Annotated in this window: 16 protein-coding genes and 1 pseudogene; 13 read left to right on the top strand and 4 right to left on the bottom strand. The window is 45.6% G+C overall.

The window, feature by feature from the left end; all coding sequences use genetic code 11:
* Positions 1 to 2,082, top strand: coding sequence for an assimilatory nitrate reductase catalytic subunit NasC (gene nasC / locus NLX67_RS11600; RefSeq protein ID WP_254311851.1), 2,082 nt, complete (start codon positions 1 to 3; stop codon positions 2,080 to 2,082).
* A 34-nt stretch (positions 2,083 to 2,116) separates the two neighbouring features.
* Here nasC and mobA read toward each other — a convergent pair whose 3' ends face one another.
* Complete coding sequence (gene mobA, locus NLX67_RS11595) at positions 2,117 to 2,689, bottom strand: molybdenum cofactor guanylyltransferase (RefSeq protein WP_254311850.1); 573 nt, start codon at positions 2,687 to 2,689, stop codon at positions 2,117 to 2,119.
* A gap of 42 nt (positions 2,690 to 2,731) precedes the next feature.
* Between mobA and mobB the strand changes: the two genes are divergently transcribed.
* Both mobB and NLX67_RS11585 read left to right on the top strand, forming a co-directional pair.
* Positions 2,732 to 3,214 carry a molybdopterin-guanine dinucleotide biosynthesis protein B gene (gene mobB / locus NLX67_RS11590; RefSeq protein WP_046180054.1) on the top strand — a complete coding sequence of 161 codons (483 nt, stop codon included), beginning with the start codon at positions 2,732 to 2,734 and terminating at the stop codon, positions 3,212 to 3,214.
* A gap of 157 nt (positions 3,215 to 3,371) precedes the next feature.
* Positions 3,372 to 3,842, top strand: a complete 471-nt coding sequence (locus NLX67_RS11585) for a COG4315 family predicted lipoprotein (RefSeq protein ID WP_254311849.1) — start codon at positions 3,372 to 3,374, stop codon at positions 3,840 to 3,842.
* Positions 3,843 to 3,969: 127 nt separating this feature from the next.
* Here NLX67_RS11585 and NLX67_RS11580 read toward each other — a convergent pair.
* Positions 3,970 to 5,058: pseudogene (locus NLX67_RS11580) on the bottom strand (putative bifunctional diguanylate cyclase/phosphodiesterase).
* A 115-nt stretch (positions 5,059 to 5,173) separates the two neighbouring features.
* On the opposite strand from NLX67_RS11580, the gene NLX67_RS11575 reads away from it, so the two are divergent.
* The 3 genes from NLX67_RS11575 (at position 5,174) to NLX67_RS11565 (ending at position 6,994) form a co-directional block, all read left to right on the top strand.
* Complete coding sequence (locus NLX67_RS11575; RefSeq protein WP_046180056.1) at positions 5,174 to 5,443, top strand: hypothetical protein; 270 nt, start codon at positions 5,174 to 5,176, stop codon at positions 5,441 to 5,443.
* Between the two features lie 74 nt (positions 5,444 to 5,517).
* Positions 5,518 to 6,441, top strand: a complete 924-nt coding sequence (gene rbsK / locus NLX67_RS11570) for a ribokinase (RefSeq protein ID WP_254311848.1) — start codon at positions 5,518 to 5,520, stop codon at positions 6,439 to 6,441.
* 31 nt (positions 6,442 to 6,472) lie between these two features.
* Positions 6,473 to 6,994, top strand: coding sequence for a PTS sugar transporter subunit IIA (locus NLX67_RS11565; RefSeq protein ID WP_254311847.1), 522 nt, complete (start codon positions 6,473 to 6,475; stop codon positions 6,992 to 6,994).
* A gap of 65 nt (positions 6,995 to 7,059) precedes the next feature.
* Here the strand turns inward: NLX67_RS11565 and NLX67_RS11560 are convergent, their stop codons facing one another.
* The gene (locus tag NLX67_RS11560; protein WP_254311846.1) at positions 7,060 to 8,037 is read right to left on the bottom strand and encodes an agmatinase family protein; all 978 of its coding nucleotides are present in this window, start codon (positions 8,035 to 8,037) and stop codon (positions 7,060 to 7,062) included.
* 111 nt (positions 8,038 to 8,148) lie between these two features.
* Between NLX67_RS11560 and NLX67_RS11555 the strand changes: the two genes are divergently transcribed.
* The 4 genes from NLX67_RS11555 (at position 8,149) to NLX67_RS11540 (ending at position 11,467) form a co-directional block, all read left to right on the top strand.
* Positions 8,149 to 8,751: a chromate transporter gene (locus NLX67_RS11555; RefSeq protein ID WP_245618098.1), complete on the top strand. Its 603-nt coding sequence runs from the start codon at positions 8,149 to 8,151 to the stop codon at positions 8,749 to 8,751.
* A complete protein-coding gene (locus NLX67_RS11550; RefSeq protein ID WP_254311845.1) occupies positions 8,751 to 9,287 on the top strand; it encodes a chromate transporter in 537 nt (178 codons plus the stop codon). Before NLX67_RS11555 ends, NLX67_RS11550 begins: the two co-directional genes overlap by 1 nt.
* 216 nt (positions 9,288 to 9,503) lie before the next feature.
* A complete protein-coding gene (locus NLX67_RS11545; protein ID WP_046180062.1) occupies positions 9,504 to 10,559 on the top strand; it encodes an LLM class flavin-dependent oxidoreductase in 1,056 nt (351 codons plus the stop codon).
* 29 nt (positions 10,560 to 10,588) lie between these two features.
* Positions 10,589 to 11,467, top strand: a complete 879-nt coding sequence (locus NLX67_RS11540) for an aldose 1-epimerase family protein (protein ID WP_254311844.1) — start codon at positions 10,589 to 10,591, stop codon at positions 11,465 to 11,467.
* 137 nt (positions 11,468 to 11,604) lie between these two features.
* On the opposite strand, the gene tlp is transcribed toward NLX67_RS11540, so the two are convergent.
* A complete protein-coding gene (tlp, locus tag NLX67_RS11535) occupies positions 11,605 to 11,829 on the bottom strand; it encodes a small acid-soluble spore protein Tlp (protein WP_046180064.1) in 225 nt (74 codons plus the stop codon).
* A 234-nt stretch (positions 11,830 to 12,063) separates the two neighbouring features.
* On the opposite strand from tlp, the gene NLX67_RS11530 reads away from it, so the two are divergent.
* The 3 genes from NLX67_RS11530 to NLX67_RS11520 are packed head-to-tail and all read left to right on the top strand — an operon-like array spanning position 12,064 to position 15,132.
* Complete coding sequence (locus NLX67_RS11530; RefSeq protein ID WP_254311843.1) at positions 12,064 to 13,113, top strand: lactonase family protein; 1,050 nt, start codon at positions 12,064 to 12,066, stop codon at positions 13,111 to 13,113.
* A gap of 19 nt (positions 13,114 to 13,132) precedes the next feature.
* The gene (locus tag NLX67_RS11525; protein ID WP_375143370.1) at positions 13,133 to 13,876 is read left to right on the top strand and encodes a DUF475 domain-containing protein; all 744 of its coding nucleotides are present in this window, start codon (positions 13,133 to 13,135) and stop codon (positions 13,874 to 13,876) included.
* A gap of 44 nt (positions 13,877 to 13,920) precedes the next feature.
* Positions 13,921 to 15,132 carry a CynX/NimT family MFS transporter gene (locus tag NLX67_RS11520; protein ID WP_254311842.1) on the top strand — a complete coding sequence of 404 codons (1,212 nt, stop codon included), beginning with the start codon at positions 13,921 to 13,923 and terminating at the stop codon, positions 15,130 to 15,132.
* Positions 15,133 to 15,362: the final 230 nt, after the last annotated feature.

Genomic DNA, 15,362 nt, shown 5'->3' with positions numbered 1-15,362 from the left:
ATGGGAAACGTTATGGAAACACAGTGTCCATTTTGCAGTGTTCAGTGCAGAATGACGATTACCGAAAAAATCGAAGCCGGCCGTAAAACATATGACGTCGCTCCGAAGCAAAATGCCGCATCAGAAGGCCGCCTTTGTATAAAAGGCATGAATGCGTATCAGCACGCACTGAGCGGCGAACGGATTACAGAACCTCTAATGAAAAAAGGCGGACAATTTGTGCCGGTATCATGGGAAGAAGCGTATAAGCTGATTGCTGAGAAGTTCACCACGGCACAAAATGAATCCGGCCGGGATGCCATTGGTGTATATGGGGGCGGATCGCTCACCAATGAAACATCCTATGCACTGGGTAAATTTGCCCGTGTCGCGCTGCAGACGAAGTACATTGATTATAACGGGCGCTTTTGTATGTCCGCCGCCGCCACAGCCGGCAACAAAGCATTTGGTGTCGACCGGGGGCTGACTAATCCGCTTTCTGAAGTAAGGCAGTCCGGCTGCTTAATATTGGCGGGAACCAACATTGCCGAATGCCAGCCGACATTAATGCCATATTTTACGGATGCAAAAGAAAACGGCGCGTTTATCATTGTCATTGATCCGCGCAATACGGCAACAGCTGATATAGCAGATCTTCATTTGAAAGTAAAACCGGGAATGGATGCAGCACTTGCGAATGGCCTGTTGAAAGTGATTATGGATAGCGGGTATGTCGATGAAGTATTTTTGTCAAAGCGCACGACTGGATTTGATGAAGTGCAAGCGCACGTGGACTCACTTCAGTTAGAGGAGATCGCATTTATAACAGGTGTTCCGAAAGAAGACATAGAAGAAGCTGGCCGCAGGTTCGGGCAAGCTGCGTCGGGCATGATTTTAACAGCCCGAGGTGTTGAGCAGCAAACAGATGGATCCATGGCTGTCCGGAATTTTATTAACGTGCTGCTGGCAACAGGCAACATTGGCAAACCAGGGAGCGGCTATGGTGCCGTCACTGGTCAGGCAAATGGACAGGGCGGACGCGAACATGGACAAAAAGCGGATCAGCTGCCCGGCTACCGCTCGATTGAAAATGACGAACACCGTGCTTATATTGCAAAAGTATGGGGCGTTAAACCGGCTGATCTCCCCGGAAAGGGTGTATCGGCATATGAAATGATGGAAAAAATTCACGCACAGGAAATCCGGTCACTTTTTTTAATGGGATCTAATCCGGTTGTATCCAATCCAAACGCCAATTTTGTGGAGGAAGGGCTGCGGAAACTCGATTTTCTTGTCGTCGCGGATATGCTTTTTTCTGAAACCGCTCAGCTGGCAGACTTAATTTTGCCGACCGCCGCTTATTTAGAAAACACCGGTACGTTAACGAACTTAGAAGGACGTGTCCTGCTTCGGGAAGCGGCCCGTCCGGTGCCAGGTATTGTGAAACAGGATTGGGAAGTGCTATCAGATATTGCCGAGTCAATTGGCAAAGGAGCGTATTTTTCGTATTCCTGTGCTGAAGATATTTTCGAAGAGCTCCGGTTAGCGAGCAAAGGCGGCATTGCCGATTATTATGGCATTACGTATGACCGGCTTCGGAGGGAAGAAGGAATTTACTGGCCGTGTCCATCCGTGGATTATCCAGGCGAAAAAAGATTGTTTGAAACATCATTCCCGCGGTCAGACGGAAGGGCAGAAATGGTTGCTGTACCAAATCATTTTCCAAAAGAAAGGGCAGGCGGCAAGTATCCGCTCTACTTAACGACAGGCCGGGTGCTTGGGCATTATTTGACGGGGGTGCAGACGCATAAAAGCCCGACGCTGGAAGCCAGGCAGTTTGAATCTTTCGTGGAGATCCATCCAAAAACAGCGCGCAGCTTAAATATTCAAGATGACACACTCGTCAAAGTCCATTCCCGACGCGGGGAGATTGTGGTTCGAAGCAAACTGACTGCTTCCATTCGAGAAGATACCGTCTTTGTGCCGATGCATTGGGACGGCATGCAAAATATAAACAAACTAACGAGCGAAGAACTCGATCCGGCCAGTAAAATGCCTGGATTTAAAGTATGCGCTGTTTCAGTTACGCCGCTTCCAGCTTAAAAAAGCAATCCATTTTACGGATTGCTTTTTTACTTTAATCCTTATATTCGTTCAAATCACTTATTGTATTGATATTGATGAAAGAGTGTTCTTTTTTAGTAAAGGGAATTGTTTTGAAGGCAGTATTTTTTAAAAGAGCCATTAAACTACGTTTGTTTTCATTTAAAACTTGTTCCATCATCGGCAGACATTGACGGTGGTAAAGAGCAAGAAGCGGCTGCAATTTATTCTCCTGAACCGGCACAATCGCGTTATAATCAGAATGGCGATGTGCAAGCAATTGATAGACAAATGTTTCTGTTACAAACGGAATATCCGCTGACAGCACAAAAAACCATTCTGGCTCATCGTATTGCTTCATGACGTGATGAATCGCAAAAAGAGGACCGTTATGCATTTCGTTTTCAAGGACAAGGTCGACTCGAGCCGTATCGAAGCCGTCAGCAAGCAGGGGGTTTGTGGAAATAATTATAGGATTCAGCCCATTTGCCGAGAGGGCATTGACACTATACTGGTAAAAAGGCTTTTCTTTATACGTCTCAAACATTTTTGGGCGGCCATAGCGAGAGGACTGGCCGCCGGCGAGCACAATACCGGCTGTTTTCATGTTCATCACTCCTACTGTCATTATAACGTGGAGGTCTTTCAAATGGAAAACGTGTTTCAAATTGTTGGCTATCAAAACAGCGGCAAAACGACATTAATGGAAAAACTAATTCGAGCTGCTGCGGAAAAAGGAATGCGCGTGGCAGCGATTAAGCACCACGGTCACGGCGGGGCGCCGGATGCAAAAGACAGCACACGTCATCAACAGGCAGGTGCTGTTCTTGCCGGCGTGGAGGGAGAAGGCATTCTCCAGTTAAATATACAGCAGGACAACTGGCCGCTTGTTGAAATTATAAAACTGTACAGCTTTTTTCCGATCGACTGTATTTTTGTAGAAGGATATAAAAAGGAACCCTATCCGAAAGCAGTATTGATCCGAAACGAAGAAGACCTGCCGCTTTTAAAGCTTGAAAATATCCATTGTGTGATCAGCTGGATTCCGCTTTCTGATGTTCCTTATAAAACGTTTCAAGTGAAACATGAAGAAGAGTATATTCCATTCATTTTGAAAAAAACCACGCTTTAATATAGCGTGGTCAAGGTTTAGGCAGTACAATTTCTTTTTTATTTGATTCGTTAAAAGATGGACGAAATATGCAAATTTCGACAAATGTTTCACGTGAAACAATGAATAAATTTTGCTTTTTCAGGACATCCTTCTTTTGAAAAGGGGGATGGATGAAATGTGGAAATGGCTGTTTGTCATCGTACTGCTTGCTGGGTGCATGGCGGATGAAGCACCAGAAAACATGTCGGCACCGATTAATGAGCCACAAGAAGCAGCTCAAAATCCGGCGGAGCCGTTGCAGGTCATGAAAAAGGAAGAGACTGGACAGTATTTGGCCGATTCAGCGGGTATGACGCTTTATTATTATACGAATGATAAAGAAGGAGTCTCTGCTTGTACGCATTACTGCCTGGAAGAATGGCCGCCATTTTATCTCGGGTCCAGTGATGTGCCGGAAGGATTCAGCAAGTCTGATTTCGGGGTGATCACACGAACGGACACGGGCGAAAAACAGTCCACATATAAAGGATATCCGCTTTACTATTTTTCACGTGATCAAATGGCTGGCCAAACGAACGGATACAGTGCAGATAATGAATGGTATACGGTAAATAATGCAATTGAGCGTATGGTGCAGGCAAAATAAAGAAAGGCTGTCCGGTTTATATGGACAGTCTTTCTTCGATTTCTTCAGGGGAGAGTGGTTTGGCGTATAAATAACCTTGTGCTTCCGTGCAGTTCAACTCCATCAAAAGACGTGCTTGTTCTTTTGACTATACTCCTTCCGCAATCACATTTAAATTTAAATTTCGGGCGAGATCAATGATCGTTTTGACGATTGCCTGTCGATCTTGGGCTAAATCACGAACGAAGGACTGGTCAATTTTCAATTTGGTGATAGGGAACTTGCTTAAATAGCTGAGCGAGCTGTAGCCGGTGCCGAAATCACCAATACTGACATGGATGCCAATGCCGCGCAGACGGCTCAATACTTGCTAGGCATGGGATACGTCCGCCGTCATGCTTTTGGTAATTTCGATATCAAGCCATTCAGGTGCAAGGCCGGTCTGATCTAGAATCTGTTCGACCTGCTCGACAAAATTGAGCTGCATAAGTTGCCGAAGTGACACATTCACACTCATGCGGATCGGCGGCAATCCCGCTTCCTGCCACGCTTTATTTTGAGCACAGGCAGCTTCAAGCACCCAGGTGCCCATTGGAATAATTAAGCCCGTTTCTTCCGCCAGTGGAATAAACTCAATAGGAGAAATGAAGCCGATTTTTGGATGATTCCACCGAAGCAGCGCTTCAACACCGATCATTTTATTGGCCGCCATATTGATTTGAGGCTGGTAAACCAGGTGAAAATGCTGCTCCTCAACGGCGCGGTGCATTTCCCTCTCCAGTATCATTTTATTGCTCATATCACGGTGCAAATCGATCGTAAAAAACTGATAATTATTTTTGTTGCTTTCTTTGGCAAAATACATAGCGGCATCGGCATTTTGAAGCAGCGTTTTCATGTCTTTCCCATCATCAGGATGTACGCTGATGCCGATGCTTGTACTAATGAAAATATCAAGGTTTTCAATGGGGAAAAAATGGTTCATTTCTTCACAAATTCGTTGAGCGATCGATCCGGCTTTTTCTTGCTTAATAGAAGGGAGTAGAATGGCGTATTCATCTCCGCCCAGTCTTGCCGCGATATCGGTCTGACGAAGGCATTTCTGAAGCCGGTCCGCTACTTTCATTAACAATAGGTCACCATTGTTATGGCCAAGCGTATCATTGACGTTTTTAAACCGGTCTAAATCCAGAAACATAACCGCGAACGATTCTTTTTTTCTGAAGCACGGTCTAATTCATTTTTTTACAATAAAGATTCGTGTGAACAAATTATTTTCCTTCGCTAAAATCTGTGTTTTTTGGGCTAAAACGGGTATATAGTACATAATATATAAAATCGGAGGGATCGATATGGGATGGAAATATTGGAAGGTGGTTTTACGGTATGGTCATGTAGGTAAGCGGAATGAGATTAGTGTGGCACGCTATTTGGTAACAGAGGCACACTATACACCAGTGGTGGTTATGGATCAGGCGGCAGATATGCCGGGTGTGAAGCATAATGGCGTTACGTCAGTGAAAGAAATTGCCCGAGCTGAATTTATAGAAGGAAAGCGGCTTGAACAGGAAAATTTCTTTCTTCAAAAAATGAAAGCGTTTCATAACGAGCGCCCAGCATAAAAAAGTGGCTTCTTCTGCCTTTCGTTGGCATTTGGGGCCTTTTTCTTTTATGCTTAATTTATGGGGTGAGCAGAATGGGGCATGTAACAGTTGTTGGAAGCTACGTTGTGGATTTGATGAGCCGGACGCCGCATTTGCCGGTGCCAGGCGAAACAGTTTTGGGCGGGCCTTTTCAAATGGGACCCGGCGGTAAAGGGGGCAATCAAGCTACAGCCGCGGCTAGAAGCGGGTCAGACGTTACATTTATAACAAAAATTGGCCTTGATGTTTTCGGCGAGGAAGCGATGCGGCACTTTGAACGGGAAGGATTTGACGTTCGATTTGTACAAAGAAGTGAAACAGAAGCGACGGGGACAGCCCTTATTGCGGTCGATGATTGTGGTGAAAACGATATTGTCATAGCGCCAGGTGCATGTGGAACGATGAAACGTTTAGATGTGATAGATGCTGAGACTGCCATTAAAAAGGCGGATATTTTGCTGCTCCAGCTAGAAATCAGCTTAGAAGCAATTGAAACGGCGATCGGGCAGGCTTCTGTTCATCATGTGCCGGTTCTGCTGAACCCGGCGCCGTACTTGCTATTCCCTTCTGAGTGGCTGCAGCACGTTACATATTTGACGCCGAATGAAACAGAAGCCCGGGGATTGACTGGCATTGATGTAGTAGATGAACTGTCTGCACAAAAAGCAGCGAACTTTTTGCATGAAAAAGGAGTAAAGATTGTCATCATTACACTCGGGGAAAAGGGAGTATATTTATCGGATGGCACCAGTCATGGAAAACTTATTGAAGGGTTCTCGGTAAAAACAGTGGATACGACAGGAGCCGGTGATGCGTTTAACGGCGGGTTTGCTCATGCTCTCAGCAGCGGTATGCCAGTCGAAGAAGCCGTTCAGTTTGGACAGGCGGTTGCGGCGCTTTCAGTAACGAAAACAGGCACAGCTGCTTCCATGCCTTCTATCGAAGAAATAAAATCGTTTTTAAAAAGTCATCTTTAGGGAATAAAAAGAAAAAAGGAGTGAATAATTTATGGGATTTTTAAATAAGCTGTTTGGTGGTAAAGAAGAGAGCGGTTCAACACAAAATGTCTCTGAAGTAGTGCTTGTATCGCCAATGACCGGTGACGTGGTTGGATTAACAGAAGTACCCGATCCAGTCTTTTCTCAAAAGATGATGGGCGACGGCATAGCGGTTAACCCATCAGAAGGAAAAGTCGTTGCACCAGCTGATGCGAAAGTGCTGAATGTTTTTCCAACAAAGCATGCGATCGGTCTTGAGGCGGCGGGCGGGCTTGAAATTTTAATTCACGTCGGTCTCGATACAGTGAATATGAAAGGTGAAGGATTTGATGTGCAGGTTTCTGAGGGCGATCATGTGAAAAAAGGCGACGTGCTGCTTACGTACAGCCTTGAACTCGTCCGTGAAAAAGCAGCCAGCATCATCACGCCGATGATTATTTCAAATAGCGACATCGTGCAGAACATGGACAAACATGAAAATATCTCAGCAGTTGCCGGCGAAACACCGGTGCTGACAGTAAAATTAAAATAAAAAAAGAAGTCCCGGCTGCCGGGACTTCCTTTTTTGTTGTTTACATAGCGGGAAAGTTCGCCCGACTAAACCGTCTGGGCCGTCGCAACGCCTTCATGATTCGCATCGTGCGGACCTAATATATGTCCAGCGAGCGCGTACAAAATAATCGTGGATGATAAATGGGCAGAAAACTGCGATGGGTCTTGCTGCGGATACACTTCCACAAAGTCCATGCCGATAATGCCCTGCTTGGCAATCTCGTGCACAAGCGTTAACAGCTCATATGATGTCAGTCCATTCCCATCAACTGGTCCGCCTGGATTAAACGCGTAATCAAGAACGTCGCTGCAAATGCTTAAATACACACAGTCAACATATTTGGAGGCCATTTCATGCAGTTTACGGCCAAGTGCTTTTAAATCTTGATGCTCCCGAATATCATTGACCGTCACTGTTACTGCACCGGCATTGCGCGCGTTCCGGCCGCTTTCCGGTTTGTTGCGGGGACCGTGGATACCAGCGTGGATAATGCTTTCATTCCGAACACCCTCCTGCTCATAAAGCCGCATAAACGGGCTGCATCGCGCATACGGGTCGCCGTCATGAGACGGCAGGTTGTCATAGTGGGCATCTAAATGAATGATGCCGACTTTTTTTCCTTGATTCGTTAACGATTTTACAATCGGAAAGGTCACACCATGGTCACCGCCCAGTCCGATTAAAAATTTGCCGCTTTTCCAAAGAGGATCGGTGAAATTTGTAATCCGGTCCATCGTCTCTTCTACATCCGCCGGCACAACATCGACGTCGCCAATATCGCCAAGCTTCAAATGTTCAAATACATCGATATGGTCAAGCTCCGGCAAATAGCCGCTGTAGCGTCCTGAACTTAAACGCATCACCTTTGGACCAAGTTCACACCCCGTGTAATGGCCCCATGTCACAGCGCCTTCCCACGGCACACCATAAACAACAGCGTCAACTTCATCCAAACGATCCTTGTTCACTAAATTTTTTGCTCCTAAAAAACATGGCGTATTTCCATAAATCATTTTAGTCATCAAAACAATCCTTTCATTAGAGAGATTGCTTTTCCTTTTCCCTAACGAAAAGGAAGAAAACCGGGAATTTGAAAATGGGCGGTGGTAAAATGAAAAGAAGAGGTGATGATGATGAAGCTATTATTTCAAATTTTTCTGACCTTTTTTAAACTATCACCAATTACATTTGGCGGCGGCTATGCGATGATCCCGGTTATTCAGCGGGAAGTCGTTGAGGAAAAGCGCTGGCTTGAGGAAGAAGAAGTGACCGACTTATTTGCGCTGGCCGGTTCCATTCCGGGCGCGATCGCGATTAACGCGGCCACGTTTATCGGCTACCGGATCGCAGGGATCACCGGGGCCATTGCTGCTACAATCGGTGTCATGATTCCGACGTTTTTTATCGTGGTTGCGCTCAGCATTTTTTATGTCTTTTTCAGCGGGCATCCGAAAGTGGAAGCGGCATTTGAAGGCATCCGCCCCGCGGTTGTGGCGCTCATTGTGTTCGCGGCGTTCAAAATGCGCAAAAGCGCGGTTGTAGACAAAACGACATTCGCTGTTGCGGCAGCTGCTTTCATGTTGCTCCTGTTTTTTCGTTTTCATCCTGTTTTCGTTATCGCGTTAGGCGCGGTGTCCGGTATCCTGCTTATCGGCATTAAAGACCGGCTAGGCATCGAAACGGCAGTGGATGACCATGAACAGCAGATTGAGTATTTCATGGGGGCGGATATCTAATGCTCTGGCTGTTATTTAAGACTTTTTTTCTCACTGGCCTCGTTTCATTTGGCGGCGGCTACGCCATTATTCCCGTTATTGAAACGGAAGTTGTCTGGCAGGGCTGGATGACAACGCAGAAATTTACTGACATTGTTGCGATTGCCGGCATGTCACCTGGACCGATTGCGACAAATACCGCCGTCTTCACCGGCTATCAAATGGCAGGCTGGGCGGGAGCGGCAATATCTGCTCTTGCGATGGTCCTTCCATCACTTATTCTTGTGTTAATCGTCGCCTCATTTTTTAACCGTTTGAATCACAACCGTGTCATGAAATCTATTTTTTATGGTTTGCGCCCTGTTGTCATTGCACTTATTCTTTTTGCGTCCGTAAAATTCGCGCTGTCAACCGGCATGGCAGCGGAAGTAAACTTGCATACGGCGAGTTTAACGGGAATTTTTATCATGTCTCTTTATTCATTAGTGAAAAGAGGGACACATCCGGCGTATGTCATTGCCATGGCTGGACTTGTGGGGATGGCGTTTTATTCATAACTATCTTTCTCGAGCCGGATTCCGTGGCTGTGGTTTTGGATTCCAGGTAGATAGAATCCGACTCTCATTTTATTTTTGGTTCTTTTTGATTAAGAGTAAGAATAAAATAAAGACTTTGGGCATTTAATCGTTAAAACCCAAAATAGTTTGTTGAATGAAAAAATCATGGTACTTTTAAAAAGTGAAAATAAAAGGTGATGGAAAGAAGGGGAATTAGTGGAAATAGGTATAAGCACATTTGTGGAAACGACGCCTGATGTGGAAACAGGCGAAGTCGTCAGCCATGCACAGCGGCTGCGTGAAGTGGTAGAAGAAATTATTTTGGCAGACGAAGTAGGGCTTGATGTGTTTGGCGTGGGTGAACATCACCGCAGTGACTATGCGGCGTCTTCTCCAGCAGTCGTGCTTGCCGCGGCGGCAACACAGACAAAGCGCATTCGGCTGACGAGTGCGGTGACAGTGCTATCCTCAGCTGACCCGGTGCGGGTGTTCCAGGATTTTGCGACACTCGATGCCCTATCAAACGGCCGTGCGGAAATTATGGCGGGACGCGGATCATTTATTGAGTCCTTTCCGCTCTTCGGCTATGATCTGCAAGATTATAATGAGCTGTTTGAAGAAAAGCTGGATTTATTATTGAAAATTAGAGAATCCGAAAAAGTGACGTGGCAAGGTAAGCACCGTGCGTCCATCAACCATTTGGGCGTATATCCGCGTCCGGTGCAGGACCCGCTTCCTGTCTGGGTCGGCAGCGGTGGCAATCAGGAATCTGTTATTCGTGCTGGTCTGCTTGGTTTGCCGCTAGTGCTGGCGATTATCGGCGGCAGTCCGGTACAGTTTGCTCCGCTTGTAGAGCTTTATAAAAAAGCCGCGGTTCACGCGGGGCATGATCCAGAAACACTGCCGGTTGCATCACATTCACATGGGTTTATTGCGGAAAACACGGAGCTTGCGGCGGATCAGTTTTTCCCGTCCACACAAGCTGTCATGAACAACCTTGGACGAGAGCGTGGATGGGGGCCATACAACCGGTCGAGCTTTGATGCGGCCCGCAGCTTTGAAGGTGCGTTATACGTTGGAGATCCGAAAACAGTCGCCCAAAAAATTATTCATCTTCGTAAACATGTCGGTGTTACCCGTTTTATGCTTCACGTCCCGGTTGGCACGATGCCGCATGATCTCGTGATGAAAGCCATTGAACTGTTAGGCAAAGAAGTAGCACCGATCGTACGAGAAGAAGTGGCCAAATGGGAAGCAGAAGAAAAGCAATAATATTTTAGGGATAGGAAAGGAGTTTATCGATGATCATTCTTGAAAATGAAGAACTAAAAGTCAGCATTGCCACGTCCGGTGCGGAGTTGCGGGAGGTCATAGGCAAAAAAACAGGGCTGCGTTATATGTGGAACGGCGACAGCACCTATTGGGGCCGCGTTTCACCGGTGCTGTTTCCTATTGTCGGCCGGCTGAAGAAAGATCAGTATAAGTTAAACGGAAAGTCCTATCACCTATCACAGCACGGTTTTCTGCGCGATGTAGAGTTTTCTGTACAGGAGCAGGATGCAGATCACGTTTCTTTTGTTTTCGAATCATCAGACGCTTTTTTAGATGTTTATCCATACCGGTTTCAAGCCGTTATTCATTATACGCTGAACGAACAATCAGTAAATGTCCGCTGGGAAATTCACAATATGCAGGGTGAAACGATGTATTTTTCCATTGGTGCCCATCCCGCTTTTAACGTGCCGCTCACAAGTGAGGACAAAGCGGCAGACTACACACTCAATTTTACAAAGGCACCGGGCAAGCGGGTGACGCAATATGAACTGGTCGAATCATTAGTGAAAGAAAAAGAATCCGTCGAAAGCATTGAGCCGATTTCTATTCAGGCATCCTTGTTCAAAAATGATGCGTTTATTTACAGCCACATCGATCGTGTTTCGCTTACTTCTAATCAAACCGGTCACGGCGTTGATGTTGATTTAACTGGTTTTTCATTTGTCGGCATTTGGTCAAGCTACAATCAATCACAAGGCACGATGGCTCCCTTTGTCTGCATTGAACCGTGGTACGGCATTGCCGACACGGTGGACACGACTGGAAAACTAGATGAAAAAATGGGTGTAAACAAGCTTGAAAAAGGCGGCCGTTTTGAAGCAGACTATACAATTACATTTATCTAAAAGCAAAAAAACTGTCTGGTCAGTCTGTTAAAAACGGCCGGACAGTTTGAAAAATTTCCTGAATGTATTGCTAAAAGAAAAGCGGGGATGTTTCAATTAACTTGAGACAACCCCGCTTTTTATGATTTTGGACTACATTATTTTTTCCGCGCTGCGGCTTCATCCCGAATTTCGCTGCGCATACCTTCAATACTTTCTTCACGACGGGCATTTTTCGCTTTAATGGCCGCGCGTTCTTTCTCATTTGCAAAACCCATCGTTTCCTCGGCTGCTTCAATGTTTCCAATCGTGTTTTGTACCATATCTTTCAGCTTTTCAACGTTGTCAGAACGATCATCAGGTTTCGGGCGTTGATGTGACATGAAGAGATCCTCCTTTATCATTTTCAGGCAGTACAGCAATAGAATCCCCATTTAACAGCTGTTTATTCTAAATAAGGAGCGCTCCTCTTCACAGTCAATGGCAACGCCACAATAATAATGTGTAGATTTTTTTTGACAAAACAACACCAAAGACTTATTCAAGTTTCATGGTGTATAATAGTTGTGTCGTATATAATGAAAAAGAGGAACGATATATGAAACGGAGGCACTTTCATGACGATCTATACAGGGTTTATAGGAACCTATACAAAGCAGGATGGAAAAGGAATTCATACGTTCGAGCTTGATACAGAAAAAGCCGAGCTTTCAAACGCAGCAGTTGCAGCGGAAGTAAACAATTCAACATACGTAACGATCAGTGAAAACGAGAAGTTTTTATACGCAGTAGAAAAAGGCGGAAAAGGCGGCGGACTTGCGGCGTTTTCAATCGATAACGGCCAGCTTCATAAGCTGAATGATGTGCTTGATAGTGAAGGGGTACCGTGTCACGTCACTCTTAATAAAAATGGAACGCGTGCGTTTACAGCCCAATATCATACTGGCACAGCGGAAATGTACAGCATTAACGCAGAAACGGGTAAATTGGTTGATTTGCTTGATGTGGCGACGCACGAAGGGACAGGCCCGAATCCGGATCGTCAGGAAAAAGCGCATACACACTTTTTTGGCACAACAAAAGATGAGCGTTACGTCATTGCAGTCGATCTTGGAACAGATGAAATTGTGACATATGAAGTAGCGGGAGAAGATTTATTGAAAAAAGCCGTTTTCAATGCAGAGCCTGGAGCTGGTCCCCGTCACATCGTCTTTCACCCAACTGAATGCGTCGCATACGTGATGACAGAATTAAGTAATGAAGTGCTGGTGCTGGCATTTAACGAACAGGATGGGACGTTTGAGCAGCTTGCTTCTTACAAAACGATCCCAGCTGATTTTACAAAAAACAGCCAAGGAAGTGCGATTCGTATTTCGTCTGATGGCCGCTTTGTTTACGCAGGCAATCGTGGACATAACAGCATTGCGGTATTTGAAACGCTTGAGGACGGTCGTGATGTTCGTTTAGTGGAAATTGTTTCGACAAAAGGCGATTGGCCGCGTGATTTTGATTTAGACCCGACAGAAATGTTTTTAATTGTCGCTCACGAAAAGACACACAATGTCGTTTTATTTAAACGTGGAGCGGAAACAGGCCGGCTAACTCCAGCGAATTCGGAAGTAACGGTACCAGAAGGTGTTTGTGTCACCTTTCTAAACGGAAATTAAGTGAAAGAAGGCCTTTAAATTGGGTGCAATCGACAGCATCGTTCATACGTACGCCTCTTTTTTCGACTGGGATATGTGGATACGTGTTTTAACAGACCCGGTCAGCTGGGGGTTAATTGGTACCCTCGTTGTGCTAGAAGGCCTTTTATCGGCGGATAACGCGCTTGTATTAGCTGTGATGGTACGCCATTTGCCGGAAGAAAAACGAAAAAAGGCCTTATTTTACGGGCTTTTGGGTGCATATACGTTTCGGTTTATCGCAATCGGTCTTGGTGTTTGGCTGATGGAAATCCAATGGGTGAAAATTCTTGGCGCCCTTTATTTAGCATGGCTGTCTTTCAGCCATTTTAAAAAAGGCAGCGAAGAAGAACTGTCCGGCGACAGGAACAAAATGGGGTTTTTAGTGCGGCTGTTTGGTCCGTTTTGGGGAACTGTCGCAGCGGTCGAATTGATGGATATTGCGTTTTCGGTCGATAGCGTTTTGGCGGCATTTGGCATCAGCAAAGAAGTGTGGATTTTGCTTCTTGGCGGGATGCTTGGTGTCCTCATGATGCGGACAGTAGCAGGTGTGTTTATTAAATTAATCGACCGGATTCCAGAGCTGGAAACGACTGCTTATGTTTTAATTGCGATTATATCGGCAAAAATGCTGTTGAGCGTTGTGCATATCGAAATAAGCCATACGATTTTCTTTATTATTTTGGCGATAGCGTTTATAGGGACGTTTATCGTTCATCTTATTCGACGAAACCTTGCCAATTAATGGCAGGGTTTTTTTGAGAGAGTACAGCGGGAAAGGAAAAAACAATGAGCAGCCAAACATTTCAAAGAGAACAAGAGCGTTCAAAGACCGGGCAGCTTTTTCTGCTGTTCAGTATTATTTTGCTGGCACTGAATATGCGGTCTCCGATCACCTCCGTCGGACCGCTCACAACCATTATCCGGGACGACTTACATATATCTAGTATAGCGGCAGGTGCCCTGACAACTATTCCGCTGCTGGCGTTTGCCATATTGTCGCCGTTTGCTTCTAAGCTGGCGCGAAAATTCGGCATGGAAGCAGTGCTGTTCAGTGCCCTGCTTCTTTTAACAGCCGGCCTGCTGCTGCGGCCATCCGGGAGCGCAGCCGGTTTGTTTTCAGGTACCGTTCTGCTTGGGATCGCTATTGCGCTTTGCAACGTCATTATGCCGGCACTTGTCAAATTGAATTTCGCTCATAAAATAGGGCTTATGACCGGTTTTTATGCAACGTCAATGAACTTGTCGGGAGCACTCGCTTCCGGTTTCAGCATTCCAATCGCTGCTTCAAGTAACCTTGGCTGGCGGGCAGCACTAGGCTTTTCGGTTATACTGGCGTGCGCCGCTATCCTGATCTGGCTCACGCAGTGGCGCTACATTCGACGACCATTAAAAGCCGGACAAAGCGTGTACAAAAAAACGTCACTGAAAGGCTCGGCCCTTGCCTGGAAAGTAACCGCATTTATGGGTATTCAGTCTCTTTTGTTTTATTCATTTGTTGCCTGGCTGCCTGATATTTTACAAGAACAGGGACTTGATGCGGAATCAGCAGGGTGGATGCTTTCCATTGTTCAATTTACGCAGCTGCCGTTTACATTTATCGTACCGATTCTTGCAGGTCGAATGAAAAATCAACAGCCACTCGTTATTGTGGCAGCTTTGTTTATGATGATGGGCCTGAGCGGTATTTTATTCGAATGGACAGAATGGATTTTGGTTTGGGTAATGTTAATTGGCGCCGCAGGAGGCTGTGCATTTAGCCTGGCGATGATGTTTTTCAGTTTGCGGACAAGAAATTCCTTTGAAGCCGCTGATTTATCCGGAATGGCGCAATCTGCCGGCTATCTATTCGCGGCATTAGGTCCGGCTTTATTTGGCGCGCTTCATGACATGATGAATGGATGGACGGTCCCTCTTTTGCTTTTAATCGCAGCCGTCATGGGTCTTTTTATTGCGGGAATGGGAGCGGGGAAGGAGGGGTATGTGACAGAAAAGCCTTGATAAGAGGCTTTTCTATTTTAAAAAAATAAAAAAAGACCGTTGTAATTTTCAAAAGATTAGGATAGAATGAAAAAAACGAAGCGCTTACTTACAATGCTCAACCTTCCGCAAAAGGTGTGGAAAAGTATTGCTTTAAATTAGATCGATCTAATTTTTTACTTAAATTTTAGATCGATCTAAAAAATGCAGATTTTTGAAAGCGCTATCTTATTTTTGAAAAAACAAGGGGG

It is taken from the genome of Domibacillus sp. A3M-37 (assembly GCF_024213455.1).
GTDB classification, from domain to species: Bacteria; Bacillota; Bacilli; order Bacillales; family Domibacillaceae; genus Domibacillus; species Domibacillus tundrae.
This window is presented reverse-complemented; position numbering and strand designations above follow the sequence as displayed.

Excerpts from the sequence above, each read along its gene's own strand:
- nasC (WP_254311851.1), top strand. The coding sequence starts at position 1 with ATGGGAAACGTTATGGAAACACAGTGTCCATTTTGCAGTGTTCAGTGC.
- mobA (WP_254311850.1), bottom strand. The coding sequence starts at position 2,689 with ATGAAAACAGCCGGTATTGTGCTCGCCGGCGGCCAGTCCTCTCGCTAT.
- mobB (WP_046180054.1), top strand. The coding sequence starts at position 2,732 with ATGGAAAACGTGTTTCAAATTGTTGGCTATCAAAACAGCGGCAAAACG.
- NLX67_RS11585 (WP_254311849.1), top strand. The coding sequence starts at position 3,372 with ATGTGGAAATGGCTGTTTGTCATCGTACTGCTTGCTGGGTGCATGGCG.
- NLX67_RS11575 (WP_046180056.1), top strand. The coding sequence starts at position 5,174 with ATGGGATGGAAATATTGGAAGGTGGTTTTACGGTATGGTCATGTAGGT.
- rbsK (WP_254311848.1), top strand. The coding sequence starts at position 5,518 with ATGGGGCATGTAACAGTTGTTGGAAGCTACGTTGTGGATTTGATGAGC.
- NLX67_RS11565 (WP_254311847.1), top strand. The coding sequence starts at position 6,473 with ATGGGATTTTTAAATAAGCTGTTTGGTGGTAAAGAAGAGAGCGGTTCA.
- NLX67_RS11560 (WP_254311846.1), bottom strand. The coding sequence starts at position 8,037 with ATGACTAAAATGATTTATGGAAATACGCCATGTTTTTTAGGAGCAAAA.
- NLX67_RS11555 (WP_245618098.1), top strand. The coding sequence starts at position 8,149 with ATGAAGCTATTATTTCAAATTTTTCTGACCTTTTTTAAACTATCACCA.
- NLX67_RS11550 (WP_254311845.1), top strand. The coding sequence starts at position 8,751 with ATGCTCTGGCTGTTATTTAAGACTTTTTTTCTCACTGGCCTCGTTTCA.
- NLX67_RS11540 (WP_254311844.1), top strand. The coding sequence starts at position 10,589 with ATGATCATTCTTGAAAATGAAGAACTAAAAGTCAGCATTGCCACGTCC.
- tlp (WP_046180064.1), bottom strand. The coding sequence starts at position 11,829 with ATGTCACATCAACGCCCGAAACCTGATGATCGTTCTGACAACGTTGAA.
- NLX67_RS11530 (WP_254311843.1), top strand. The coding sequence starts at position 12,064 with ATGACGATCTATACAGGGTTTATAGGAACCTATACAAAGCAGGATGGA.
- NLX67_RS11520 (WP_254311842.1), top strand. The coding sequence starts at position 13,921 with ATGAGCAGCCAAACATTTCAAAGAGAACAAGAGCGTTCAAAGACCGGG.